Here is a 21,659-nt window from a genome sequence, read left to right as displayed (position 1 = left end):
ATCACTGATCACCATTGGGTTTTTAAGCGCTGGATGGTGTTGGGATCCACGCTTAGATTGAGTGATTTTTTAGCGCTTGTCTATTGTTATGTTTAGCAATGTGATGTGAGGGCGGTTTGGGCTGTGCGCGCTGGCCAAATTTCGCGTGTATTTAACCCAACTGTGCGCCAAGGAGTGCGAGATAATAGGCGCGGTTATTCGTCTACTTTTTCGGGGAGATCATCATGGGAAGTGCTGGCGATGTCTTCTAACTCATCCTCGCTCATGCTGTCATACATGTCTTTAGAAGCGCCTTCCAGATCACTGACTTTCGTCTCGCCGCGTTTTGCTGAGAGGGCTGCACCCGCAGCACGTTGTTGAGCTTTTGATTGGGCGGGCATGGGCAATCTCCTGTGAATTTAGGGTGTGGATAGACAACGCAAAGCGGGTGCTTTGTGTTCCCTATTGTACGCGGCATTGGGAAATTTTTGCGGGCAAAGGGTTGGATTTGAGCAAAGGCGCACGACATAGGTGGAATGCTATATTTTAATTATGTGTGTGGAGCGCGAAGATGATACCGATTTCGATACTGGACCTCGCGCATATTGTAGATGGCAGTGATGCGGCCCAATCTTTCCAACATTCGGTGGCGCTTGCGCAACATGCTGAAAAGCTGGGGTTTGAGCGCGTATGGTATGCTGAGCATCACAATATTGCAGGTGTGGCGAGCTCGGCGACATCGGTGCTGATTGCGCATATCGCAGCACAAACAAAATCTATTCGATTGGGTGCGGGCGGTGTGATGCTGCCAAACCATTCACCGCTTGCGATAGCAGAACAATTTGGCACGCTGGAGACTTTACACCCTGGACGTATTGATCTGGGGCTTGGCCGTGCACCCGGCGGGGATATGGCGACAGCGCGCGCTATGCGCCGCAATATGAGCGCAGGCGATCGCTTTGGGCAAGATGTGGCTGAGTTGTTGAAATATCTGGGGGATAAAGACCCAGAGGATTCATCGGATGTGACAGCTATTCCGGGTGTGGGAACGCATGTGCCAGTGTGGATATTGGGATCGAGCTTGTATGGCGCGCAATTGGCGGCGGAGCTGGGCTTGCCGTATGCGTTTGCATCTCACTTTGCACCTCAGCAATTATTTCAGGCGGCGGATTTATATCGCAAGGCGTTTTATCCATCCAAATATCTGGACAAGCCGCACTTCATGTTTGCGTGCAATGTGTTTGCAGCAGATACCAGCGAAGAGGCGCATTATCATTTCTCATCTATTGTGCAGGCATTTGCGGCAATGGTGACGGGAAAACGTGGATTGCTGCCGCGCCCTGTGAAGGATTTGGAATTGCCGGACATGGTGCATCAGCAGGTTAGCTCTATGTTGCAGGCGAGTGCTGTGGGTACGAAGGAAGAGGTGACGGAGCAATTGCAGCTCTTTGTCGATAAGCTGGCACCTGACGAGATTATCATCTCCTCGGGCTTTCATGATCCAGCCGCGCGCTTGCGGTCTATGGAGTTGGTCGCCGAGCTGAAAAATGATCTGGTAATTGGGCAATAAACGCACAAGAGGAGACGCGACATGAGCAAGACTATTTTGATTACGGGCGCGACCGACGGGATTGGTTTAGAGACGGCAAAATTGCTCGTGGCGCAGGGCCATAATGTGGTGCTGCATGGGCGTAGCTCTGACAAGCTGGATGCAGTTGAAAAGACGTTGCGTACTATGAATGGCGGCGGTGAGATTTCGCGCTATGTGGCGGACCTTTCCAAGCTGGAAGATGTGCGCCGGATGGCGAAAGACATCACAGCAGATTTTGCGCAATTGGATGTGCTGATCAACAATGCCGGTGTGTTGAAAACGGCTCAAACGCGCACAGCAGATGGGTTTGATGTGCGTTTTATGGTCAACACGATTGCACCCTATTTGCTGACGCAGAAGCTTTTGCCAGTTATGCCTCAAGGTGGGCGCGTGGTGAATTTATCATCTGCGGCGCAAGCCCCCGTGAGCATTGCGGCTTTGCAAGGCAAGGGGCAGCTGGATGATATGGCGGCCTATGCGCAGAGCAAGCTGGCGATCACGATGTGGACGCGTGAGTTTGCTACCCGTTATGGAGAAAGCGGTGTTGTGTTTAGTGCGGTAAATCCGGGGTCGTTGCTGGCGAGTAAAATGGTCAAAGAGGGCTTTGGCGTCGCGGGTAATGACCTTAGCATTGGGGCTGATATATTGTTGCGCGCGGCTTTAAGCGATGAATTTAGCAATATGTCCGGCAAGTATTACGACAATGACAATCACCGCTTTGCGCCTCCACAAGCAGACGGGCTAGACGATACAAAAATGCGCGCGATTGTGGAGGCTATTGAGGGGATTTTGGATTCTCACTAGCGTACTTAAGCTTCATGCCATCTTCGAAACGGTCCCAAAAATCGTTGGCTTTTTCCTCTTCAATTTCAATATAGTCTTTAGGGTCCCAACTTTTTCCATTGATTAGTCGACTCGAAAGGCTGACTATATGATGGGCGTCTTTGAAAACTAGTTCAATGTCATCGTAGGTTGGACGAAGTGATTGTAGGTCTTGTCTATGAGCTAATGCTTCATCTCTGAGTTTACGCATATTGTTTAGTTGTGTGGACTTTAGAAATTTTGAAACTTGGGAATGCAGTTTAGGGATGTGTTCGATTACTACTTTTCGTTCTATTTTTCCGTATTCCAAATGTTCAGAGTGCCAAGAGGAGGCATTTTCGGCGTATATTTCAATATATTGTGCTGGATTAATTAATGATTTTAGTTTGCTTAAAGTTAGACGGTTTGGTTTGTCAAAGTCGGTCAAACGACAAAGTGATAACACCGTCATGGTAGCTGATGATCGTATTATGTGATCGAAGGTGTGACGTTCATCGCTTAAATTTATTAGCTCGCGAAGTGATTGTCGATGTAGCCCGTTTCCTGTAGTATACACGCTCCAGCTTGCTCTGGCGTGCTTCAGTTCATTTTCAAGTTCGATGACCAAATTTTTTGCTTCATTTAAAGTTTTTGACGATTTTTCTTCGTGTTTGGGCATAGCTAAAGACCATTCAAGTTTAGAAAATTTGGCAATTAAGGTCAGACAGAAAGTACCCCAATCACCCCGACTAATCCGTTACGATCGTCTTTATCACGCTGGTGATTTGGGTGGTGGTGAGGTGTTTGGCTTGGCCTGTGGCGTAGGTGAGGGCGATGCCGTCTAGGAGGCTGACGCAGGTTTCAATTGCGGGCTGGTTTTCGCTATTTGTGATGAGATTGACGAAAAAGGCGATAGGGCGTTTGCCCGCGTCTGAGAGACGATGTCCCATGTCTGCCAGTTCTGTATCGCGGGCGGCGGCGAGGGTTAGCTCTATGCGGGCAATAAAGAGGTGGCGGGCCTCGTCTATCGTGGTGACGAGCATATTGGCGACGTGATCTATGGCGGCGGTCATGCCTTGCTTGGCGACGATATCGGCAAAGCTAACTTGCAGAGCATCACAGTCCTTCTCAAGCTCTTGTGCGAGGTGTTCTGCGGCGGCGCGTAAGAGGTCGTTTTTCTTGGGGTAATAATAGGTGGTAGAGCCTTGCGGGATGCGCGCCTGTGCATCGACTGCGCGATGGGTGAGGCCTATAATTCCTTTATCTGACAATAGTTTAACAGCTGCCTGTAGTATGAGTAGGCGGCGATCTGGCTTTGAACTTGACATGAAACCTCTACAATTGTAGTGAAAACTACTGCCGATGCTTTTTAACTCTATATGGTAATTTAAAAGATGACACAAACACTTCAGCGTTTGAACCCTGCGTCTATGCCCGATGCTGGGCAAATGGGGTATTCCCAAATCACAACTGTGGAGCCGGGAAGATTGGCGTTTATATCGGGGCAAGTGGCGTGGCGCGCAGATGGAGAGACGCCGCCGAATAGCCTTGAGGAGCAGACACGGCTGGTGTGTGCAAATGCGATGATGGCGTTGGAAGCTATTGGAGCAAGCACAAAAGATTTGGCGATGGTGCGCATCTATATGACGGATTTAACGCCAGAACGTTTGGATGCAGCGTTCCCTATTGTCGTGGAATGGTTTGACGGGGCTGCGCCCAGCTTGACGGGTGTGGGTGTGTCGGCATTGGCGGGCGCGGGGCTACAGATCGAAATGGAAATGACCGTTCGCTTACCAGACTGACTATGAAGAAGAGAGACAGTCGACATGCACTTACACGGGGGGGGAGGAAAAGTGCATGTCGCTGCTCGAAGCCAGTCATTCTCGCGGGGGCAATTTGAGAATGCTGGGAAAGGGATGCAACTCGGATACTGGTAGGTTGGGAGGGACCAGTATCCGAGCGCTGGGACGTCTAGCGGACCGTGGGGGGACATTTATCCGCTAGAGTTCTGTGAGTGCTATCGTGTGTAAACGACGTGTTGCACATGTACTTTAGGGCTGTGGGTGATGGGGGTTGCATCTCTTACGACGACGCGCTTTCTGACCACTTTTTGCGGAACAGCTTTCGTCACCACGACAGTTTTAACCGGTGCCACGACAACTTTTTGAACATGTGTATGCCCTTTGGATACGACGTGACGGTGTGTGGTTTTCGCTGGGGTGAGTTTTACGACTGCGGGTGTGTTCACCACAATATTAATGGCAGTATCTGCAAGGGCCGGGGCTGTGAAAGCCATGCTGAGTGCGCCAATTATCGCAAGAGATTTTATAGACTTGAAAGACATAAGAGCCTCCTTTGGGGTGTCGATACAAGTCTAACGATGGCGGGGATGCGAATCCGTCGCAGAAAATCATAATTTTATAAAATTAAACGCATTTTTAAAATTATTCAGGTGGATTCAATGCGTTATGGGCTGAGGCGCGAATGGCCTGATTAAGCGGAGCGAGGGCATGTCCAGCAGAACGTACCCAACGCCAGACCAGATGAGATGAAAATTCCGCATTCTCTTTTAGAACAACAAGGCGGCCATCCGCGAGATAGGGGGCGACACCATCTTTAGGAAGTAAGCCCCAACCAAGCCCTTCAAGACAGCCATCAAGGAAAACGCTAAAGCTGGGAAGTTTATGCATGGGCAATATAATGCCTTTGCCCACATGTTGCGCGGCCCATTTATCTTGGAATGTATCATGCGGCGAAAAGCGAAGGCTTGGCGCAGAAGAAAGCGCTGCTTTGGTGAGACCATCGGCAAAATAGCGGTTGAAGAATGCGGGGCTGGTGCAGGCGACATAGTCCATGCTGCCAAGCGCGATTTCATCACAGCCAGCGACGGTGTGATTTGCAATGCCCAATGCGCCGACAACTTCACCTGTTTTGAGAAGCTCGCTGGAGACTTCTTGGTCTTCAATGATGATATCGAAGAGAAATTCATCACTATTTTGCGCAAGCGCTGTCATGAACCATGTGCCCAAACTGTCTGCGTTGACGGCAATGCGAACGGTGACGCGATTGGTGGTGTTGAGGCCAAGCTCTTTGGTGAGGTCGCGCTCTAACAGGGCAATGGTTTGAAGATAAGCGTGGACTTTTGTGCCTGCATGCGTGGCTGTGCATGGGGAAGCGCGGCGGATAAGGACTGTGCCGAGCTGGTCTTCCAATAGCTTAACGCGGTGGGAGACAGCAGAGGGGGTGAGGCCCAATTGCGCGGCAGCAATTTCAAAACTGCCTGTTTCAATAACGGCGGCAACTGCGCGGGCGGCTTTATGAGAGATCATGCATGAATAATTTTCATCTTAGTTTATATTTATGAGTTTTATTAATTAGAAGCATTGGCTTAGTCAAACTCGCAGGAGGTGCTTGATATGAGTGCAATGCTGACAGGTTTTTCATTGAGTATGAGTTTGATTATCGGGATTGGTGCACAAAATGCGTTTATTCTGCGCCAAGGCATGCGCCGCGAACATGTGTTGCCGGTCGTGCTTGTGTGTGCGTTTTCGGATGCAATTTTATTGATCGCGGGTGTGGTTGGCTTTGGTGTTCTGGTTGCCAAAATTCCATGGATTGTAGACTTGGTGCGCTATGTGGGTGTGGGGTTTTTGGTTTTATACGGCGCAATGAAGTTTCACGCAGCCTGGAAAGGTACGGGCGGCATGGATATAGCGGAAAAAGCTCCGACCTTGCTGTTGCCAACTGTGTTAACGGCGATTGCGCTGACATGGCTGAATCCGCACGTGTATTTGGAAACGGTTATGTTGCTGGGGGCTGTGGCGGCGCAATCGGACAATAAAGTGGCGTTTGCGACGGGGGCTGTGATGTCGTCCTTTGTGTTCTTTTTCTCATTTGGCTATGGCGCAAGATTGCTGACACCCTTGTTTGTGAAGCCCGTGTCATGGCGCTATTTGGACTTTGGTGTGGGCGTTTTAATGTTGTTGATTGCGGCTAAGCTCTGGTTTCATTAAGGGGTGTGCACTATGTGTCCTCTAACATGTTGAAGCAGTCGTGGAATGTGATGAAAAATCTTGTTGAAAATGTTGTCGATGTGCCGAGCTTGGAAAAGCTGAAAGTGGCGCAACCTTCTACGCATAAGCCGCGCATACTTTTGCTATACGGGGCATTGCGGGAGCAATCTTACAGTCGCCGTGTGATTGAAGAGAGTGCGCAATTATTAGAGCGGTTTGGCGCGGAAACGAAGATTTTTAATCCCAAGGGTCTGCCGCTTGTCGATGATGATGGCGCGGATGCTAGCCACCCTAAAGTGCAAGAATTACTTGAGCTTGTTCAATGGTCTGAGGGGCAAGTGTGGTGCTCTCCAGAGCGCCACGGGGCGATGTCGGGCGTGATGAAAACGCAGATTGACTGGATCCCGCTATCCATGGGGGCAGTGCGCCCGACGCAGGGTAAAACACTGGCTGTTATGCAGGTGGAGGGTGGATCGCAATCCTTCAATACGGTCAATCAATTGCGGGTGCTGGGGCGGTGGATGCGGATGCTTGTTATCCCTAATCAATCGTCTGTGGCGCGGGCCTATACTGAATTTGATGAAGAGGGCCGCATGAAGGATTCCTCCTTCTATGAGCGCATTGTGGATGTGCTGGAAGAGCTGGTAAAATTCACGCTGCTGACACGAGACAATAAAGATTATCTGGTCAGTCGGTATTCAGAACGCAAAGCGGAAGCAGAAAAACAAGCCCAGCACGCGGCAACGTTAAAAGGCATGTAAAAGCGTTTGCATTTGGGGCGTTGAATTGCCCTAACGGCAAGCTCTCAAAGGTGTGATCGCGCTTGATTTGATGCTTTGGAGCGCGGGCATTATGTATGGCCTATTGAATTTACACGATACGCCAACGATGCGAAATGGAGCACTGAAATGAGTAAGTTTGCCAAAATGCCAGCAGTCTACAGCAAACAGCCCTCAAAGCTGCTCGTATATCGCTGGGGCGGTGCGTTTGGGCCGTTTAAGGTGAATATTCCGTGTGGTGAATGTACGCTGACCAAAGACATTATCGAGACGACGCTGGAAGATGAACTTAGCGGCACGCATGTTGAGGTTGAGTATAAAGACTGGCTGACATATCTGCCCGAAGCTATGTTGAAGGGCGCACGTCATGCGCCTGCGGTGTTGCTCAATGGCAAGGTGATTTCTCAAGGTGAAGCGATTAATCGCGGCACGCTGGCAGCGGCAGTGATGGTGGATCATGTTGATCGTTTTCCCATTGAGGGCAATCACGTATTTGGCAAGAAAAACTGCGGATACTGCACAAAAGCTAAAGCGCTGCTAGATGAGCAGGGCATCGCGTATACTTATCATGATGTGGTGGAAAATCCTGCTGCGCTATATGAGATGATAACCCGCGCTAAGCAAAATGTGGGCGGCAAAACGCCGATCACAACGCCGCAAATCTGGCTCGATGGCAAATATGTTGGCGGGTATGACCAGCTTGCTCAAAAGCAAAACAAGGTTGCTGCCGAAGCCGCTTGATTTGAGGCAATGCGGCCCAGCTATCGCGTTGGGCGAGCTGTTGTGTGCTAGTAGTGCGGCGGAGGCTTGTGCGCGGCAGGGGCGTTTGCGCCTGAGGCTGCGCTTTCTTCTATGCGCTCATTCAAATGCTCAATCTGACGCTTGAGCCGATCAATCAATTTCCATTGCTGAGTCACTGTAGTGTTTAGCTCTTCAATCGTCTCGTCTTGATAGGCGATCCGCATTTCAAGCGCGTCAAGGCGGCTAAGGGCGTCTGAGATATCTGTCATGGGGAGGGTTTAGCGCTGGATGAGACACGGGGCAATGGAAAAGGGGGATTGGCACACATTTATCCTACACATGGCAAACGAACGTAAGATGCTCTTCATCGCAACAGGCAGGAGAGATGACCTGCTGGGGCGGTAAAGGTGTTTGACATTGTGAATTTTAAGGGGGCGCGTGTAGGGTGCATTAAGCATCAGCGAATGCACCGCCTCGTGGGGTGTGAAATGGTGCATTCGCTAGCGCTTAATGCACCCTTAGGCGAATGTCGCGTTGAAAGGCTTATGATGAGCTATCCATTTTGGAGATTAAATGGTGCTGTGGAGCAGTTATGCTGCGGCAAAGGTAATTTGGCAGAAAGACTTATCGCAGCGGTACAGTATTTACCTCCACTTCTTGAGAGAGATTTTCCCGAAGAGTTTCAAAAGGATTAGGTGCAATTATATGAAATTTTAGGGGCAACTCCACCGTTAGATACAACTCTGCACATACAATGCGTTGGGTTGTGGGAATATAATTTGCGGACAATGTCTGGTCTTAAAAAAAGAAGATGTGCTGAAATTATATACAAGTGTTATTCTGGAATAGCGTGCGCGAAGATGAATGAATAAAACGTGGAAGCTAAACAGTGTCATGCCGATGCGCTTGCACATCAGGGTATCTAGCTCCTGAATTTTCAATAATGTGCGTGCTTAGAAATGGTGCATTCGCTAGCGCTTAATGCACCCTACGTTTTTTATGTAACAATTGAGCTTTGTTTTTGGGGTTATACTTTTAGGTTTTTGCGGAGGTATTTAGGGGCGAAGGATGAGATTAATTCGCCGATCGCGGCTATGCCATAATAGGTTATGGCGAGGGTGGATGCGAAAAGTCGGCCGCCAAATCCCAAGCCGATATTGTGACTTTCAGATTTTATATTCTTAAATGCGTGGCTTAAATTCCACTTGGCGCGGCTTGCCGACATGCGAAGCAATGCGTGTCCTTGGTTTTCGTTTAAAATATCTGCCATTAGTTTTGAATCATGGCCCGCGACAATAGCACGGCGGAGGAAATGCAATCCGCCATTGGGAGGCGGATGAGAAACGCGCGCGGCGGGACAAATTTCGACGCCTAAACCAAGCTGGTTCATTTTTTTGGCTAAGACATAACAGCGGCCACGGATGAGATCATTCTCGGGAAAAGCGTGATCTAAAAATGTCTGTCGATCAATCGCAAAATTGTTTGCAAAAAAACGTTCAGATTCATAGGTTTTAGTTGCATTTGATCGCAGCGGGAAAAACCATATTAGAGCAAATGCTTTTTCATAGAGGCGTGTAGGTTCGATATATGTTTGTCCGCCAACAATCGCAGCATTACTACTTCGTTTTGCCGTCAATAATTGTTTGAGCCAGTCTGCTTCGGGAACGACGTCGCTGTCTATGAAAATCAGCAATTGGTTTGTCGCTAATTTGGCCCCGAAATTCTTCTGATCGTAATAGGTTAGGTCGGGGGCAGCTTCTAGGCGCATATTCACATGAGCATCTGAATTCCACGCTGCATCGACAAAATCTTGCAAGGCATTTTTGTCGATTTCGGCGGCGTCAAACAGGATAAGTATCTCAGGTGTTGAGGTGAAATATTGCTGTAACTCAGCTAATTGAGTGGAGACTTTCGTGAGCATTTCGATAGAACGATCAGCATCAGAAAGCTTTGCATTCTCCCATTCCATGACGACAGAAATACTAGGATAATGCTGTTCCATATATGCGTCCCTCTTAATAGTGCAGCTCTTGCGGGTTTAGTAAGCAATTATTGAGCCATTTAAGGGGAGATGCGATGCGCCATACATCATTCCCGCAAACCGAGGATGTTGTATGACGCTGCGTTCAAGAGTGTTTTTCGATCTTTATCAATCAATCGGCTCGTCCTGATGAGCGATCCGCATTTCAAGCGCGTCTAGGCGGGATATATCTGTCATACCGAGGTGATAGCGTTGGTTGTAGTAAGGGGCAATGGGGTAGGTAGGAATCTTCAAGCGTTACTCGCTAGGTTGATTTGCTAGCCATTCTTCTCGTTTTTTTCGTTCCTGCTCAAAGTACAATTCAGGATCAGTTTCCATCAATTCCATGTCGGCTTTTTCTTTCTTTATATGCTTTACAATGAGTGATTTGTCCTCTTTGCAAGTAATATCACTTTTTGAAATCGATAATATCATTGTGGCATAGGGGCGGCGGCTAAATAGCGATTGAATCTGTTCTGAGAATTCTGTTCTTGGGTAGGCCCAATGGAGTACAATTGATTTGGGGCGATCTTTTTTCGTCTTATCAGGGAAAACAGAAATACAGCCATAAGCGTTTTGTCTGCCATTGCGTGTGAACCGACCTTGTTCAGAGAACCCCCAAGCGAAATTTTTGTAATGCTTTAGAAAGTCACGCTCTAGCTTTTCTGGATAGCGCGAAAAAATCAAAAGTTTACAAAAATCATCATCTGCATGTTCTATCTGGACGGGGGTATCGGAGGTTGAAGACCAAGCGGTTCCTTGTTCATCTTCAGGTTGGTTTTTAGGAGGTATAAACGATTTAAAACGCCCTTTAGTCACGTGATGCTCTGAGGGCAGAATTATTCCGTTTGATCCCATTAAGGAGGCAATACAGTAATCTCTACTGATAGCGAGCACAATTTTAGTGGTTACTGCGTCTTCGCGCTTTTGTTTCGCTTCTTTGAGGATAATTTTAGTGGCGAAAGCTACGGCTAATATTGTTGCAACAATAAGCGTCCATTTCCACATTTTCATGATTTATCACCCCCAGTATAAGCTCGAACCACTTTCGTAATTTTTGTTTTGATTGCAACCAAAAATATCCGTATTCCCAGACTTGATCTGGGATTCCGACAAGATGAGATGTCACGCACAGTGCGGCTTATTCGAATTGGATTTCCAATGGGTATTCTAATTCTTGTCCAATGGCGGGGCAGGTGCGGCCGCAGGTGTCCGTTGTGCCATAGCGGAGGTGTTCTGCGCTCTTTATCACACCTTTTAGGAAGCGGTCATCGCTGCATTCAGTGTTAAGTAGATTGACGTATCCGCTCTCGAGAACGCGATACTTTAGAATGCATCTAACTTTGTCAGGTGAGGCAGAAAAAGAGGGGATGTCCTCTAATTTTGGATGTGCCTTTATTTCACAATCGTGTGTTCGGTAGGTTTTGCAAACTTCTATGGACGCGAGGTCAGAAACTGACTTCGCTCTATTTAGGGGGATTAGGTCTGTTTTTTGTTCTAGATCACAAACTTTGTAATGGGTCATTTCCCAGATTAAGGTGCGCTTAAATTGGCAGAGGGTTATATCTTGTGAAGTTGGGTTTGGGGCCGATAGTTTGGCGGAAACTATATCGCCATTTTCCAGTTTAACCGTAGCAAAAGTTGCGCCTGCACCGAAATCCGTTTGGTCTACGGCCGTAGATAAGATCGTGCCTCGTTGGTGACCTTCAAGTGTGAAGGGGACGGTGTGCCAAACAATTTTTACAGTCAAAAACATGATCAATAACAGAATAAGCCACCATGCCTTTTTAAGCATGGCGGCCCATTCGTTTAGTCTTGCAGACCAGATCGCTTTTTGAAGTTTATCCGGTCTCATGTCGACTTCGCTTTAATCAATCGGTTCGCGTTTTTCGCCTGTTTCGCTGAGGTAGATTTCGCCGCCTTTTTCGATGAATTCCTGAGACTTTTGCGCCATGCCTTGTTCAGCTTCGAGCTGGAGGGCTTTTTTCTCATTGTCGGAGAGTGTGTCGGCGTAATCGCGCACGTCTTGCGTGATTTTCATTGAACAGAATTTCGGGCCACACATAGAGCAGAAGTGCGCCACTTTGTGGGCGTCTTTAGGCAATGTCTGGTCGTGGAAATCACGGGCTGTTTCAGGGTCTAGCGCGAGGTTGAATTGATCTTCCCAGCGGAAGTCAAAACGCGCGCGGGAGACAGCATCATCGCGGATTTGCGCAGCAGGGTGGCCTTTTGCAAGGTCTGCTGCATGGGCGGCCAAGCGGTATGTGATCACACCCACTTTAACATCATCACGGTTTGGCAAGCCAAGGTGTTCTTTTGGCGTGACGTAACAAAGCATGGCTGTTCCGTACCATCCAATCATAGCGGCACCGATGCCGGACGTGATGTGGTCATAACCCGGCGCGATATCTGTTGTGAGGGGGCCAAGCGTGTAGAATGGCGCTTCGCCACATTCTTTAAGCTGCTTGGTCATGTTGACCTTGATCTTGTGCATTGGCACGTGACCTGGGCCTTCAATCATCACCTGACAGCCTTTATCCCAAGCGATTTTGGTGAGTTCGCCAAGTGTTTCAAGCTCGGCAAATTGAGCGCGGTCATTGGCATCTGCCACAGCACCCGGACGCAAGCCATCACCCAAGGAGAATGTCACGTCATACTTGCGCATGATGTCACAGATTTCTTCAAAGTGGGTGTAGAGGAAGCTTTCCTTGTGGTGGGTCAGCATCCATTTGGCCATGATGGAACCACCACGGGACACGATACCACATACGCGGTTTACGGTGAGGTGGATGTAAGCCAAGCGCACACCGGCGTGGATGGTGAAATAGTCAACACCTTGCTCACATTGCTCGATCAATGTGTCGCGGTAAACTTCCCATGTGAGGTCTTCGGCGATGCCGTTTACTTTTTCCAAAGCTTGGTAGATTGGCACTGTTCCGATTGGCACGGGAGAGTTGCGCAAAATCCATTCGCGGGTGTTGTGAATATTGCGACCTGTTGAAAGGTCCATCACATTGTCAGCACCCCAACGTGTGGCCCAGACCATTTTTTCAACTTCTTCTTCCACAGAAGAGGTGACGGCTGAGTTACCAATATTGGCGTTGATCTTCACGAGGAAGTTGCGGCCAATGATTTGCGGCTCTAGCTCTGGGTGGTTGATGTTGGCAGGGATAACGGCGCGGCCACGGGCAACTTCATCGCGGACAAATTCAGGTGTGATAAATTCTGGGATTTCTGCGCCAAAGCTTTCGCCTTGTGCCACTGTTTCAGCAGCATTGGCGACGGCTTCCTTGCGGCCCATGTTTTCGCGTTCGGCGATGTAGATCATCTCTTTGGTGATGATGCCAGCTTTTGCAAATTCATATTGTGTGATTGGGCCATCGCCCACACCGCGCAAAGGCTTGTGCTTGGTTGGAAATTCGCGGGCAAGGTGTTTACCTGTCGCGCCGCCATTGTCTTCCACCTTGATTGGGCGGCCTTCATATTCTTCTACGTTTGAGCGCGCTTGTACCCAACCGTCACGGATACGCGGCAGACCTTTTTCAACGTCAATCGTGACGGCTGGGTCTGAGTAGGGGCCGGATGTATCGTACACTGGAACGGGCGGCTCATTCGCGCTTGGGTGTAGGTCAATCTCACGGCGCGGCACAGATAGGCTCGGGTCCGCGACAGGGTGTGTGTAGACCTTGCGAGAGCTTGGCAGCGGGCCAGTCGTCACTTTAGGTGTTTCAAACTCGTGTTGGGATGTTGGTTTGTTCATAACGTGCAGGACCCAGTAATATGGTTAGCGGTCTGCATCAACGTAGGGGAAGGGAGAGGAGATAATCGCACGCCTCAAAATCCGTTCCTACGCCGGCACAAACCGGATCAGGTTCAAAGGGTGCTAGGGAGGTGTTGTCCCCATCTCAGCGCTTAACCGTACGCGCCCCTCGGATGGTTAAGAGAATACTTGATTTGCCGATTGGGTCAATTGAAGAATTTTCATCCATGGAACCCTTGTTCTTCTTGGCCGTTAATGTGGCAAGAAGTTTACGAAGGACACTTGTTATGAGGACGTTATTATTTGGTATTTTTGTCAACGCAATGTTGGCGATTAGTGTTGCGATGGTGATTACGAAAGTTTCCCTAAGACAGATGAAGCACACCAAATCAAAAGCCAAAACAAAATTGGCCAGTTAGAGCGCTCCTATGCGGGGCATTGGCTCTGTATTCGATGCTGAGACGCCCGCATAACGCCGCTGCAAATCAGAATTTTCTAAGGATGGGACAATGAAACTTTTATTCAACAGTATAATTTACGCGATGCTCGTGGCGTTTACGGTAACTATGCTGTTTTTGCGTCTCACAACAGGATCTTTCGAAGAAGCAGGTGCACGCGTTGATCGCTGGACAGGCAATGCCGCAGGCGATCTGAAAGTGGTTGCTGCAGAAGCAGCTGATCAAGCGAGTGTTGTGGCAAAAGATATTGCTGATGGGCCTGATGGAACGGGAAGCTAGCGGCTGAATGAATCTGTAAATTGAAACGGGAGCGGCAAAGTCGTTCCCGTTTTTTTATTACATTTTGTGCTAACGATGGTTTGCGTTCAGTGCGTTAAGAGCAGTGTCCATCCGGTTTTCTTTTTCGGCATTGCGAAGGAAAAAGCGCGCGTCGCGTATGATGAAAAGGGGTGATTATTCTTTTATATTCGCCCGCAGAAACAGTTTATCAAACTGAGTTTTGCTGATCTCATTATAGCTAAACTCAGAGGTTTGGAAGAGAGTGTCGTATTCCAGCGGGCCAGGGAAACTGCCATTGCAAAGGCAGTTTGGGTTCGCGGGTGGCGGATAGCGGCGGGCAGCGATTTTTAAGCTGTCGGCGATTGGATACCCATCTTCAAAAATCTCAATCATGCGCGTGACGCAGCGCGTGGGCTGTATTTCATAATACAGCTCCATGGGTTCGTCGGGGAGGGTGTCGTGCCACATAACGCGCAAATATTTAGCCGACATTGGTTAGTCGTCTTCTGGAATATGGCGATCAATGAGTGTTTTGACGGCGTTTAAATCTTCCAGATGGACGAAAAGGAAAGGCGGCTTGCGGTCCTCGTCTTTCACATCTTCTTGGGCGGCGCGGGCAAGAAGCAGGACTTGCGTATCGCTTCTGCCGTCTATTGATGTGTGAGAAATGTCAGCATGCGCGATATCATCAAATATGTCTCCATCCGTTTTTAGAGATATGGAGCGTTGGTTGGTGACGACATAATGTGCGGGCATGGTGTGCGCGCCAATCATGCGATAGCGTTCAACAAAAGCCCATATTGCCACAACAGCGACTAATATTGCGGGACCAGTTATCACAGTTGCTACGAGGCGGGCAGAGCCAACGCTTTCATTTGCGCCCCAGAAACCGTTTGCAAATAGCAATAAGAGATAAAGCGCGAGCAGAAGCATGGCTAAGGCCGCGCCGCCATACATCATGCGGCCTTTATTGTTTGCGGCATTCATCAATTGGCTATCAATAGGTGCATCCCAAATGATTGTTTCATTGGGTGGTAGGTCTATTTTTGGAATGGTCATGATTTAGGCGTCTTCTGGTGCGTTGCCATAGGTGCCCCAACCATCTGCAGTGCCGCCAACAGGCTCTACAATGGCTTGAATGTCTTTTTGAATTTGTACAATTTCATCATATTGCGGGATCATGTGAATAGAACAGTAGACGCTCCAGCGATCGTCTTCGTCGTCTTCAGGATCTGGTGGCACGATTTCAACTTGATACCCTTTAGCATTGAGTGCAGCTTTGCACGCCTCCGCAACTTTAATAGCTGTGGCTTCTGGGTGTGCGTCTACGGCAAAGTCGATAACCATGGGCTGATCCATCTCTGAACCCGCATCGCGCACTATGCCTAGCATTTCGCCGTCAAAATCATCGGGATAGTTAAACATGGTTTCGCCTTCCAAGCAGAGAATGGTTTGGTGGCGAAACTAGAGGCTTTTGAGGCAGGGTCAATCGCCTTGAGGTGAAGGGATCAATCCAAATGATAGATTATCTGGAAGAAAATGTATCAGGCAGATATAAGGCACGATAAATCTTGATTTTCGGCAAAAGCTGGAAGCTCTGGCAAGATGTTTGTGAGGGCGACATAACAATCAGGATCAATGGTCGTGTGCAATTCATCATACATGATACTCAAAGCTTGATCTACGGGAAGCGCAGCGCGATAGGGGCGATCAGCTGTAAGAGCATCATAAAAATCGGCAATTGTGATAATGCGTGTTTCAAGGGAGATTTCATCTCCTTTCAGGCCACGTGGATAGCCTGTGCCATCTAGACGCTCATGATGTGCAGATGCAGCACGTGCCAGATCACCAAAAACTGTTATGCGGGACAGAATTTGCTCTGACTTATAGGCGTGATCGCGCATGCGTTCCCACTCATCATCAGCAAGCGGGCCGGGTTTATCCAAAATTGTGTTGGATACGCCTAGCTTGCCGACATCATGTAGTAGGGCGGCGCGGCGCAACCAAGGGAGGCGGTGTGTTGATATACCCAAGCGTTTACCTAGCGCGTGAGAAATGTCACCAACACGTTGGGAGTGACTTGCGGTGAAGGGGCTTTTGGCGTCAACTACTTGGCCAAATGCAAGCGCTATATCATCCATCCATTGATCGTCTACCATGACCTTTTGTTGTGCGGGTTCTAGCTCAAATATGCGATGAGGCAGGTCATAGCTTTGAAGCGAGGTCCAGAAGCTTTCATTTTGGGCGACAGCTTCAAATGCACCAACAAGTTTGGGGTTGAACCATCGGTCAGCGCGGTTGCGAATCTCATCTAGGGCCGCATGTTTTCCTTTACTGAGGAAAAATACGTCAATGACCTGAGAGAGCAGCGCGATTTGAGAATAAACTGGAATTTCATCGCCCTTTAAGCCCTCAGGTAGGCCGCCGCCATCCCAATGCTCATCTAGGCTGTGAATGCCGTTTGTGACGGCATCGGAAAAGTGCATTTGGCGTGCAATGTCAGCACCGCGCGTGCAGCGTGTTGTGATAAGTTCTTTAGAAAGGGACGTTTTGTTCTTCATCACATGCGCCATGGTTTTTAGGCGTTGGCCTAAATCCATATTTGTAGCTGCGTGTGAGTTGAGAAATTTAAGTGCTTCACCAATGTTGGAATCTAGGAATTTAAAATCATGCTTGAAGCTGTGATCGTCCGTTTTGTAAAGTTGGGAGATACGCGCTGCGTTTGACGAGCAGCCGAGGTCTTTCAACAGCAGGGTGTAATATAGTTCCCATAGTTCTGTTCCCTCCATGCCAAGCTGCTGACCAATATGCGTTCCTATCCAACAGCAACGAATAGAATGACCTTCTGGTTGTCCATCCGTCATATCCAGCGCGTAAGTGAAGGATGAAAGTAATTCAGCGAGTGGTAAGCTCAGCGGTGCGGGGGAAACTAAGTGCGGCAATGTGTGGTCCTCAACTGTCGAAATAGTTCTTGTTGAGGCTTGGTATATCAAAGAGGTTTGAGGATATCGTATGCAATAGGTTTATGAATTGCGCACTTTTGTTAACTTTGCGGCAAGTAAAATTGGTAGGGTTAGAAAGGGTTTTAACTGTTTGAAAAGGGCTTGTTTCAAATTGGCAATTATTTGATAAGACCTAATTCTCGTTGCAATTTTTTAGTCAGCCCAGTGGCAACGATGTCGTGACTTTGTTTTATATAGGTTTTGAATTCCTCATCACTAAGCGTTTCTTCGCTGGTGTGTTGAATCCATTTCATACCGCGTGAAGCGAGATAGGGAGCGGGGCGACACCCAGGAACATCGCGTAAAACTTCCCACGCCATTTCTGATACTTTTATACTGACGCAAATATGCTCAGGGTCGTCATTTTCGATATCTTTTGCCCAGCCACCCACAGCGAAAACTTTGCCACCGATTTTCCAAACATCAGCGCCGCCCCACTGTACGACGTGTGTCGTGTTGGGGATCGAACTGCAAAAGGTATTGAAATCTGCTTTTTTCATGAATGTCCCCTTTAGACCACAAAGTTTGACCAAATCGCCTTTTACGCATCACAATCTAGCCTGAACAGAAAGTCATGAACAAGGATAAGGGCGTTTTAATTAAACCGGAAGGTGGGAATTATGTCGGACAATGAAACGGATGACGAGTTAGGGGGGCAGATGCCCTTGGGGATTGGGGGGGGACATCGACGGAATGGCCTGAATGTGGGGGCGTATATGCCCAAACGGTCATTTGGTTTGAAATTGCTACTGGTATGTGCGCTTGCGTTGGTAATGGCTATTCCAACCATGTTTGTATGGGGGCTAGTGCATGAGCGGTCTACGAATGCAGATCGTGCTGTAGCAGAAGTCAGCCAAGCACGTGGTGGACAGCAAATTGTGCTGGGGCCTTTATTGGTTATTCCATACAGCCAGACATACACCGATAAAACGCCAAATAATTCTGGGGTGATGGTGGAGACACAACGCACTCGGCAAGGACAGTTTGTTGTGTTTGCTAAAAATGGGGCGGCTATCGCAGACTTAAAAACTGAAATGCTGCAACGTGGGCTGCATCGTGTGCCTGTTTTTGATGTGAAAGTTGATTATACAGCGTCATTTGATCTTGAAGAAGCGATGTTGAACCAACCTCGTGGTGCACGTTTTCATTGGGAAGATGCTCGCATTCACATGGGTATGAGTGATTTGCGCGGCGTGAAAGATGAAGTTGTATATGAGGTCAATGGTCAAAAAGTGAGCCTTGGCCCAGGGGATAACTCAATTAGCAATCCTGTTGCGGATATGATGGCTCCTTTAAAGGGGCTTTTACTGAATGAGAGTTCTAAATTTGATCTGACAGCGAATATGCATTTAACGGGTGCACAACGCATTGGCTTTGCAGCCTTTGCGCAGAACACCAAAATCAATCTTGATGGAGATTGGACAGCACCAAGTTTTGAAGGGGGATTTTTACCCACGGATCGAAGCTTCACGGATGCAGGGTTTAGCGCTGAATGGAGCGTGCCGTTTCTTGCGCGTGGCATGGTGGCGTCAGGTGGAGATTTGAATCTCTATGCGCTTACAAATTCAGATATGGGAATGTTGTTGCTTGATGAAACATCGCCTTATCAATCTGTGATGCGGGCATTGAAATATGCACCTATGTTTGTGGGGCTTGTGTTCTTAGCTTACTTCTTATTTGAAGCGACAAGCGCGGTGAGGGCGCATCCGGCGCAATATGTATTGGTGGGACTTGCACAGGCAGTGTTTTATCTATTGCTGCTGGGTGTGTCAGAGCATGCTGGATTTACGATTGGATTTTTCATTGCCGCGACGGCGACGGTGGCTGCCTTGTCTCTCTATGCAGGGGCCGTATTTGGGGGGCGTGAGGCTTGTGTAAATGCCTTTATCGTCTTCACCTCCTTGTATGCTTTGATTTATGTGCTGATGCGTATGGAGGATTATGCGCTACTTGTTGGATCGATTGCGAGTTTTGCAGCAATTGCATTCACGATGTGGAAAACGCGTGATTTAGATTGGTATGGGCTGTCTGCTGAAGAGAGCAAATAGAAACTAATTTCAATGTGTAATTTGATACTAAGCAAGTGAATCACTTGCGGGATTAATAAAACGACCTCACAGCTCTAAAGTTGTGGGGTCTTTTTTATTCTATTTATGCGTTTACGTAAACGTCATGTTGAGGAGTGGATTTAGATAAAAATAATAGAGTTTCTAACTAAAAAAATGGAACCAACTGACATTGATAGCGTATAAATACACGTAAATTTTATGATAAATTGTTTTGACAAAAGAGGCCCTATAGTATCCCTAATTGTCAGAATGTAAAAAAGATTCTGGAAATCGATGTCACTTTCTATCTCGTGTTGAGCCTTTTCTTTGTTTAACTATTTGTAATGGTGTCAATGGTTAAATTTAAGCAGAGCCTCTATTTACGAGACTGTAACAAAAATGCATAAAAGCGGCTTCGAGGGGCAAGGGAGACTTGAGCGTGAAAGTTCTATGGGTAGAAGATCATCCTAAAGCATGTGAGATGCTATTGGCAGCGGGAGCATCCGCAACACGGCAAAGATTGCCAGTGGATCTCGTATTGGCAGGTTCTTTAATGGAAGCTGAGAGAAAATTGCGTCTTGAGCGATTTGATCTTGTTATGCTTGATTTGAGACTTCCAGATTCTATTGATGAAGATACGACTGTAACGCGCGTTGCGAGCATGGGCGATTTTCGTCTTGGTGTGGTCTCAGCGAGCGATAAGCGTCAGTCTATGGTCGACTTCTTGTGTAAGGTAGGACGTAATTGTTCTCCTAAAGCAATCGCAAAAGAAGATTTAGCATTGAACGAGTTTAGTCGTTACCCAGAGAAATTCTATGCATTCCTTTTGGATGTTATGGGTGAGACTGATGCAAAGGGCGCTGTCGCTTAGTTAAATCGCGAAAGTGTTTAGAGTCTTTCCTTCCGCTATCGTTATTTCTGATGTGCTGGATATTGAGATGTTCAGCCATTTTAGTTCAGAAATTATGATGGAACTTACTCGACCAATAGCCGCTAAGACGTTATGGCCTGAGCATGGTTGAGCTTTATCAAGATTATAAAAACAAAGTTGACGCGGGTGAGTTAAAGGCTGATCCAGCGCAAGCGGATATGGCGCGGCGCTTTGGTGCTTTAGCGAGTGCGCTTGCGGATGTGAAAACGGGATGGTTTTCAAAGCCGGTTTATCCTAAAGGGCTTTATGTCTGGGGCGGGGTTGGGCGTGGAAAATCCATGTTGATGGATTTATTCTATGCGCATTCTCCACTTAAACCCGCTATGCGGACGCATTTTCACGACTTTATGTTGGAGACGCACGACTTTATTTCGCAATGGCGCAAATTGGATGAAAAGTCTCGCAAACGTCATTCTGCGTATGTGCGCGGTGTTGGGGATGATCCCATTCCTCCAACTGCTAAGCATATAGCGGATAAGGCAAAACTACTTTGTTTTGATGAGTTTCATGTGACCGACATTGCCGACGCGATGATTTTGGGGCGTTTGTTTGAGCAATTATGGATGCGGAATGTGGTTGTTGTAGCGACCTCAAATCGGCATCCAGATGATCTATATGTCGGTGGTGTGAATCGTGGCTTGTTCAAGCCATTTATCGGCATGATGAAAGAAAAACTCGAGATTATCGAGTTGAAGTCTGTGCAAGATTACCGCTTGGAGCGATTGACTGCTGCACCAGTGTATTATGCGCCGTTAAATCCTGAAGCGGATGCTGCTATGGATAAAGCGTGGCAGAGGCTAACGCGTGGCGTGAGGGATGCGCCAGAGGTGTTGACTGTGCAGGGGCGCGAGCTAACTGTGAAGCGTCATGCTGCTGGATGTGCGCGGTTTGGCTTTGCTGAATTATGTGACCGTCCTTTGGGGGCGGGAGATTATTTATCCATTGCGCGCCGCTATCATACTGTATTGCTAGATCATGTGCCGACGCTGACGCCTGCCAATCGCAATGCTGCAAAACGGTTTGTGACGCTCATTGATGCTTTGTATGAGGCGCGCACTAAACTGGTCCTGAGTGCAGAAGCGCAGCCTGATGATTTGTACCCTGAAGGGGATGGTGCGTTTGAATTTGAGCGCACGGCTAGCCGTCTTCATGAGATGCGGTCAAGGGATTATCTTGCGGCAGGACGAAGTGAAGTTGAAGCTTCAGCCTAATTAAATATTGATCGTGGAATAAATGATTTAAAAAGCCCGTCATACG

General features: G+C 48.1%; 26 protein-coding genes and 1 riboswitch. Of the genes, 11 read left to right on the top strand and 15 right to left on the bottom strand.

Annotated features, from left to right (window positions below; genetic code table 11):
• Positions 1–194: 194 nt before the first annotated feature.
• Positions 195–380 (bottom strand): DUF3008 family protein, encoded by a 186-nt coding sequence (locus ACFQS8_RS07910; protein ID WP_382166766.1) that lies wholly within the window; start codon positions 378–380, stop codon positions 195–197.
• Positions 381–550: 170 nt separating this feature from the next.
• Here ACFQS8_RS07910 and ACFQS8_RS07905 point away from each other — a divergent pair, with 170 nt between their 5' ends.
• Both ACFQS8_RS07905 and ACFQS8_RS07900 read left to right on the top strand, forming a co-directional pair.
• The gene (locus tag ACFQS8_RS07905; protein WP_382166765.1) at positions 551–1,549 is read left to right on the top strand and encodes an LLM class flavin-dependent oxidoreductase; all 999 of its coding nucleotides are present in this window, start codon (positions 551–553) and stop codon (positions 1,547–1,549) included.
• A gap of 21 nt (positions 1,550–1,570) precedes the next feature.
• A complete protein-coding gene (locus ACFQS8_RS07900; RefSeq protein WP_382166764.1) occupies positions 1,571–2,374 on the top strand; it encodes an SDR family NAD(P)-dependent oxidoreductase in 804 nt (267 codons plus the stop codon).
• On the opposite strand, the gene ACFQS8_RS07895 is transcribed toward ACFQS8_RS07900, so the two are convergent.
• Both ACFQS8_RS07895 and ACFQS8_RS07890 read right to left on the bottom strand, forming a co-directional pair.
• The gene (locus ACFQS8_RS07895) at positions 2,346–3,050 is read right to left on the bottom strand and encodes an AbiU2 domain-containing protein (RefSeq protein ID WP_382166763.1); all 705 of its coding nucleotides are present in this window, start codon (positions 3,048–3,050) and stop codon (positions 2,346–2,348) included. The two genes, ACFQS8_RS07900 and ACFQS8_RS07895, sit on opposite strands and share 29 nt — an antisense overlap.
• A 70-nt stretch (positions 3,051–3,120) precedes the next feature.
• On the bottom strand, positions 3,121–3,699 hold the full coding sequence (locus ACFQS8_RS07890; RefSeq protein ID WP_382166762.1) for a TetR/AcrR family transcriptional regulator: 579 nt from the start codon (positions 3,697–3,699) through the stop codon (positions 3,121–3,123).
• A 66-nt stretch (positions 3,700–3,765) separates the two neighbouring features.
• Here ACFQS8_RS07890 and ACFQS8_RS07885 point away from each other — a divergent pair, with 66 nt between their 5' ends.
• Positions 3,766–4,173 carry a RidA family protein gene (locus tag ACFQS8_RS07885; protein WP_382166761.1) on the top strand — a complete coding sequence of 136 codons (408 nt, stop codon included), beginning with the start codon at positions 3,766–3,768 and terminating at the stop codon, positions 4,171–4,173.
• 215 nt (positions 4,174–4,388) lie between these two features.
• Here ACFQS8_RS07885 and ACFQS8_RS07880 read toward each other — a convergent pair whose 3' ends face one another.
• The gene (locus tag ACFQS8_RS07880) at positions 4,389–4,715 is read right to left on the bottom strand and encodes a hypothetical protein (protein ID WP_382166760.1); all 327 of its coding nucleotides are present in this window, start codon (positions 4,713–4,715) and stop codon (positions 4,389–4,391) included.
• A 100-nt stretch (positions 4,716–4,815) separates the two neighbouring features.
• Entirely contained in the window at positions 4,816–5,700 is an 885-nt protein-coding gene (locus tag ACFQS8_RS07875; RefSeq protein WP_382166759.1) for an ArgP/LysG family DNA-binding transcriptional regulator, read from the bottom strand.
• Between the two features lie 87 nt (positions 5,701–5,787).
• On the opposite strand from ACFQS8_RS07875, the gene ACFQS8_RS07870 reads away from it, so the two are divergent.
• The 3 genes from ACFQS8_RS07870 (at position 5,788) to ACFQS8_RS07860 (ending at position 7,904) form a co-directional block, all read left to right on the top strand.
• On the top strand, positions 5,788–6,384 hold the full coding sequence (locus tag ACFQS8_RS07870; protein ID WP_382166758.1) for a LysE/ArgO family amino acid transporter: 597 nt from the start codon (positions 5,788–5,790) through the stop codon (positions 6,382–6,384).
• A gap of 50 nt (positions 6,385–6,434) precedes the next feature.
• Positions 6,435–7,145 (top strand): arsenical resistance protein ArsH, encoded by a 711-nt coding sequence (gene arsH, locus ACFQS8_RS07865; RefSeq protein ID WP_382166930.1) that lies wholly within the window; start codon positions 6,435–6,437, stop codon positions 7,143–7,145.
• Positions 7,146–7,292: 147 nt separating this feature from the next.
• Positions 7,293–7,904: a glutaredoxin domain-containing protein gene (locus ACFQS8_RS07860; RefSeq protein ID WP_382166757.1), complete on the top strand. Its 612-nt coding sequence runs from the start codon at positions 7,293–7,295 to the stop codon at positions 7,902–7,904.
• A gap of 47 nt (positions 7,905–7,951) precedes the next feature.
• Here ACFQS8_RS07860 and ACFQS8_RS07855 read toward each other — a convergent pair whose 3' ends face one another.
• Complete coding sequence (locus tag ACFQS8_RS07855) at positions 7,952–8,173, bottom strand: SlyX family protein (protein ID WP_382166756.1); 222 nt, start codon at positions 8,171–8,173, stop codon at positions 7,952–7,954.
• Positions 8,174–8,392: 219 nt separating this feature from the next.
• Between ACFQS8_RS07855 and ACFQS8_RS07850 the strand changes: the two genes are divergently transcribed.
• Complete coding sequence (locus ACFQS8_RS07850; protein WP_382166755.1) at positions 8,393–8,599, top strand: hypothetical protein; 207 nt, start codon at positions 8,393–8,395, stop codon at positions 8,597–8,599.
• A 332-nt stretch (positions 8,600–8,931) separates the two neighbouring features.
• Here ACFQS8_RS07850 and ACFQS8_RS07845 read toward each other — a convergent pair whose 3' ends face one another.
• From ACFQS8_RS07845 to thiC, 4 genes are all read right to left on the bottom strand, one after another.
• Positions 8,932–9,906, bottom strand: a complete 975-nt coding sequence (locus ACFQS8_RS07845) for a glycosyltransferase (RefSeq protein ID WP_382166754.1) — start codon at positions 9,904–9,906, stop codon at positions 8,932–8,934.
• A gap of 276 nt (positions 9,907–10,182) precedes the next feature.
• On the bottom strand, positions 10,183–10,938 hold the full coding sequence (locus ACFQS8_RS07840; RefSeq protein WP_382166753.1) for a hypothetical protein: 756 nt from the start codon (positions 10,936–10,938) through the stop codon (positions 10,183–10,185).
• A 127-nt stretch (positions 10,939–11,065) separates the two neighbouring features.
• Entirely contained in the window at positions 11,066–11,779 is a 714-nt protein-coding gene (locus tag ACFQS8_RS07835) for a hypothetical protein (RefSeq protein ID WP_382166752.1), read from the bottom strand.
• A gap of 12 nt (positions 11,780–11,791) precedes the next feature.
• The gene (thiC, locus tag ACFQS8_RS07830; protein WP_382166751.1) at positions 11,792–13,684 is read right to left on the bottom strand and encodes a phosphomethylpyrimidine synthase ThiC; all 1,893 of its coding nucleotides are present in this window, start codon (positions 13,682–13,684) and stop codon (positions 11,792–11,794) included.
• A gap of 67 nt (positions 13,685–13,751) precedes the next feature.
• A riboswitch (TPP riboswitch) is annotated at positions 13,752–13,864 on the bottom strand.
• A 329-nt stretch (positions 13,865–14,193) separates the two neighbouring features.
• Here thiC and ACFQS8_RS07825 point away from each other — a divergent pair.
• Positions 14,194–14,421: a hypothetical protein gene (locus ACFQS8_RS07825; RefSeq protein WP_382166750.1), complete on the top strand. Its 228-nt coding sequence runs from the start codon at positions 14,194–14,196 to the stop codon at positions 14,419–14,421.
• A gap of 174 nt (positions 14,422–14,595) precedes the next feature.
• On the opposite strand, the gene ACFQS8_RS07820 is transcribed toward ACFQS8_RS07825, so the two are convergent.
• From ACFQS8_RS07820 to ACFQS8_RS07800, 5 genes are all read right to left on the bottom strand, one after another.
• Positions 14,596–14,913: a DUF6881 domain-containing protein gene (locus ACFQS8_RS07820; protein ID WP_382166749.1), complete on the bottom strand. Its 318-nt coding sequence runs from the start codon at positions 14,911–14,913 to the stop codon at positions 14,596–14,598.
• A gap of 3 nt (positions 14,914–14,916) precedes the next feature.
• Positions 14,917–15,480 (bottom strand): hypothetical protein, encoded by a 564-nt coding sequence (locus ACFQS8_RS07815; protein ID WP_382166748.1) that lies wholly within the window; start codon positions 15,478–15,480, stop codon positions 14,917–14,919.
• Between the two features lie 3 nt (positions 15,481–15,483).
• Entirely contained in the window at positions 15,484–15,846 is a 363-nt protein-coding gene (locus ACFQS8_RS07810; protein ID WP_382166747.1) for a ribonuclease E inhibitor RraB, read from the bottom strand.
• A 119-nt stretch (positions 15,847–15,965) separates the two neighbouring features.
• Positions 15,966–17,363, bottom strand: coding sequence for an HD-GYP domain-containing protein (locus ACFQS8_RS07805; protein ID WP_382166746.1), 1,398 nt, complete (start codon positions 17,361–17,363; stop codon positions 15,966–15,968).
• A 179-nt stretch (positions 17,364–17,542) separates the two neighbouring features.
• Entirely contained in the window at positions 17,543–17,923 is a 381-nt protein-coding gene (locus ACFQS8_RS07800) for an MmcQ/YjbR family DNA-binding protein (protein ID WP_382166745.1), read from the bottom strand.
• A 120-nt stretch (positions 17,924–18,043) separates the two neighbouring features.
• On the opposite strand from ACFQS8_RS07800, the gene creD reads away from it, so the two are divergent.
• The 3 genes from creD to zapE all read left to right on the top strand — a co-directional run bounded on the left by creD (position 18,044) and on the right by zapE (position 21,613).
• A complete protein-coding gene (creD, locus tag ACFQS8_RS07795; RefSeq protein WP_382166744.1) occupies positions 18,044–19,471 on the top strand; it encodes a cell envelope integrity protein CreD in 1,428 nt (475 codons plus the stop codon).
• Positions 19,472–19,910: 439 nt separating this feature from the next.
• On the top strand, positions 19,911–20,342 hold the full coding sequence (locus tag ACFQS8_RS07790; protein WP_382166743.1) for a response regulator: 432 nt from the start codon (positions 19,911–19,913) through the stop codon (positions 20,340–20,342).
• A 143-nt stretch (positions 20,343–20,485) separates the two neighbouring features.
• The gene (zapE, locus tag ACFQS8_RS07785; protein WP_382166742.1) at positions 20,486–21,613 is read left to right on the top strand and encodes a cell division protein ZapE; all 1,128 of its coding nucleotides are present in this window, start codon (positions 20,486–20,488) and stop codon (positions 21,611–21,613) included.
• Positions 21,614–21,659: the final 46 nt, after the last annotated feature.

It is taken from the genome of Hirschia litorea (assembly GCF_042665075.1).
Classification (GTDB): domain Bacteria; phylum Pseudomonadota; class Alphaproteobacteria; order Caulobacterales; family Hyphomonadaceae; genus Hirschia; species Hirschia litorea.
The sequence above is the reverse complement of the archived record's forward strand: the minus strand, read 5'-3'. Positions and strand labels throughout refer to the sequence as shown.

Coding starts and splice junctions, on each gene's coding strand:
- ACFQS8_RS07910 (WP_382166766.1), bottom strand. CDS start 380: ATGCCCGCCCAATCAAAAGCTCAACAACGTGCTGCGGGTGCAGCCCTC.
- ACFQS8_RS07905 (WP_382166765.1), top strand. CDS start 551: ATGATACCGATTTCGATACTGGACCTCGCGCATATTGTAGATGGCAGT.
- ACFQS8_RS07900 (WP_382166764.1), top strand. CDS start 1,571: ATGAGCAAGACTATTTTGATTACGGGCGCGACCGACGGGATTGGTTTA.
- ACFQS8_RS07895 (WP_382166763.1), bottom strand. CDS start 3,050: ATGCCCAAACACGAAGAAAAATCGTCAAAAACTTTAAATGAAGCAAAA.
- ACFQS8_RS07890 (WP_382166762.1), bottom strand. CDS start 3,699: ATGTCAAGTTCAAAGCCAGATCGCCGCCTACTCATACTACAGGCAGCT.
- ACFQS8_RS07885 (WP_382166761.1), top strand. CDS start 3,766: ATGACACAAACACTTCAGCGTTTGAACCCTGCGTCTATGCCCGATGCT.
- ACFQS8_RS07880 (WP_382166760.1), bottom strand. CDS start 4,715: ATGTCTTTCAAGTCTATAAAATCTCTTGCGATAATTGGCGCACTCAGC.
- ACFQS8_RS07875 (WP_382166759.1), bottom strand. CDS start 5,700: ATGATCTCTCATAAAGCCGCCCGCGCAGTTGCCGCCGTTATTGAAACA.
- ACFQS8_RS07870 (WP_382166758.1), top strand. CDS start 5,788: ATGAGTGCAATGCTGACAGGTTTTTCATTGAGTATGAGTTTGATTATC.
- arsH (WP_382166930.1), top strand. CDS start 6,435: ATGAAAAATCTTGTTGAAAATGTTGTCGATGTGCCGAGCTTGGAAAAG.
- ACFQS8_RS07860 (WP_382166757.1), top strand. CDS start 7,293: ATGAGTAAGTTTGCCAAAATGCCAGCAGTCTACAGCAAACAGCCCTCA.
- ACFQS8_RS07855 (WP_382166756.1), bottom strand. CDS start 8,173: ATGACAGATATCTCAGACGCCCTTAGCCGCCTTGACGCGCTTGAAATG.
- ACFQS8_RS07850 (WP_382166755.1), top strand. CDS start 8,393: ATGGTGCATTCGCTAGCGCTTAATGCACCCTTAGGCGAATGTCGCGTT.
- ACFQS8_RS07845 (WP_382166754.1), bottom strand. CDS start 9,906: ATGGAACAGCATTATCCTAGTATTTCTGTCGTCATGGAATGGGAGAAT.
- ACFQS8_RS07840 (WP_382166753.1), bottom strand. CDS start 10,938: ATGAAAATGTGGAAATGGACGCTTATTGTTGCAACAATATTAGCCGTA.
- ACFQS8_RS07835 (WP_382166752.1), bottom strand. CDS start 11,779: ATGAGACCGGATAAACTTCAAAAAGCGATCTGGTCTGCAAGACTAAAC.
- thiC (WP_382166751.1), bottom strand. CDS start 13,684: ATGAACAAACCAACATCCCAACACGAGTTTGAAACACCTAAAGTGACG.
- ACFQS8_RS07825 (WP_382166750.1), top strand. CDS start 14,194: ATGAAACTTTTATTCAACAGTATAATTTACGCGATGCTCGTGGCGTTT.
- ACFQS8_RS07820 (WP_382166749.1), bottom strand. CDS start 14,913: ATGTCGGCTAAATATTTGCGCGTTATGTGGCACGACACCCTCCCCGAC.
- ACFQS8_RS07815 (WP_382166748.1), bottom strand. CDS start 15,480: ATGACCATTCCAAAAATAGACCTACCACCCAATGAAACAATCATTTGG.
- ACFQS8_RS07810 (WP_382166747.1), bottom strand. CDS start 15,846: ATGTTTAACTATCCCGATGATTTTGACGGCGAAATGCTAGGCATAGTG.
- ACFQS8_RS07800 (WP_382166745.1), bottom strand. CDS start 17,923: ATGAAAAAAGCAGATTTCAATACCTTTTGCAGTTCGATCCCCAACACG.
- creD (WP_382166744.1), top strand. CDS start 18,044: ATGTCGGACAATGAAACGGATGACGAGTTAGGGGGGCAGATGCCCTTG.
- zapE (WP_382166742.1), top strand. CDS start 20,486: ATGGTTGAGCTTTATCAAGATTATAAAAACAAAGTTGACGCGGGTGAG.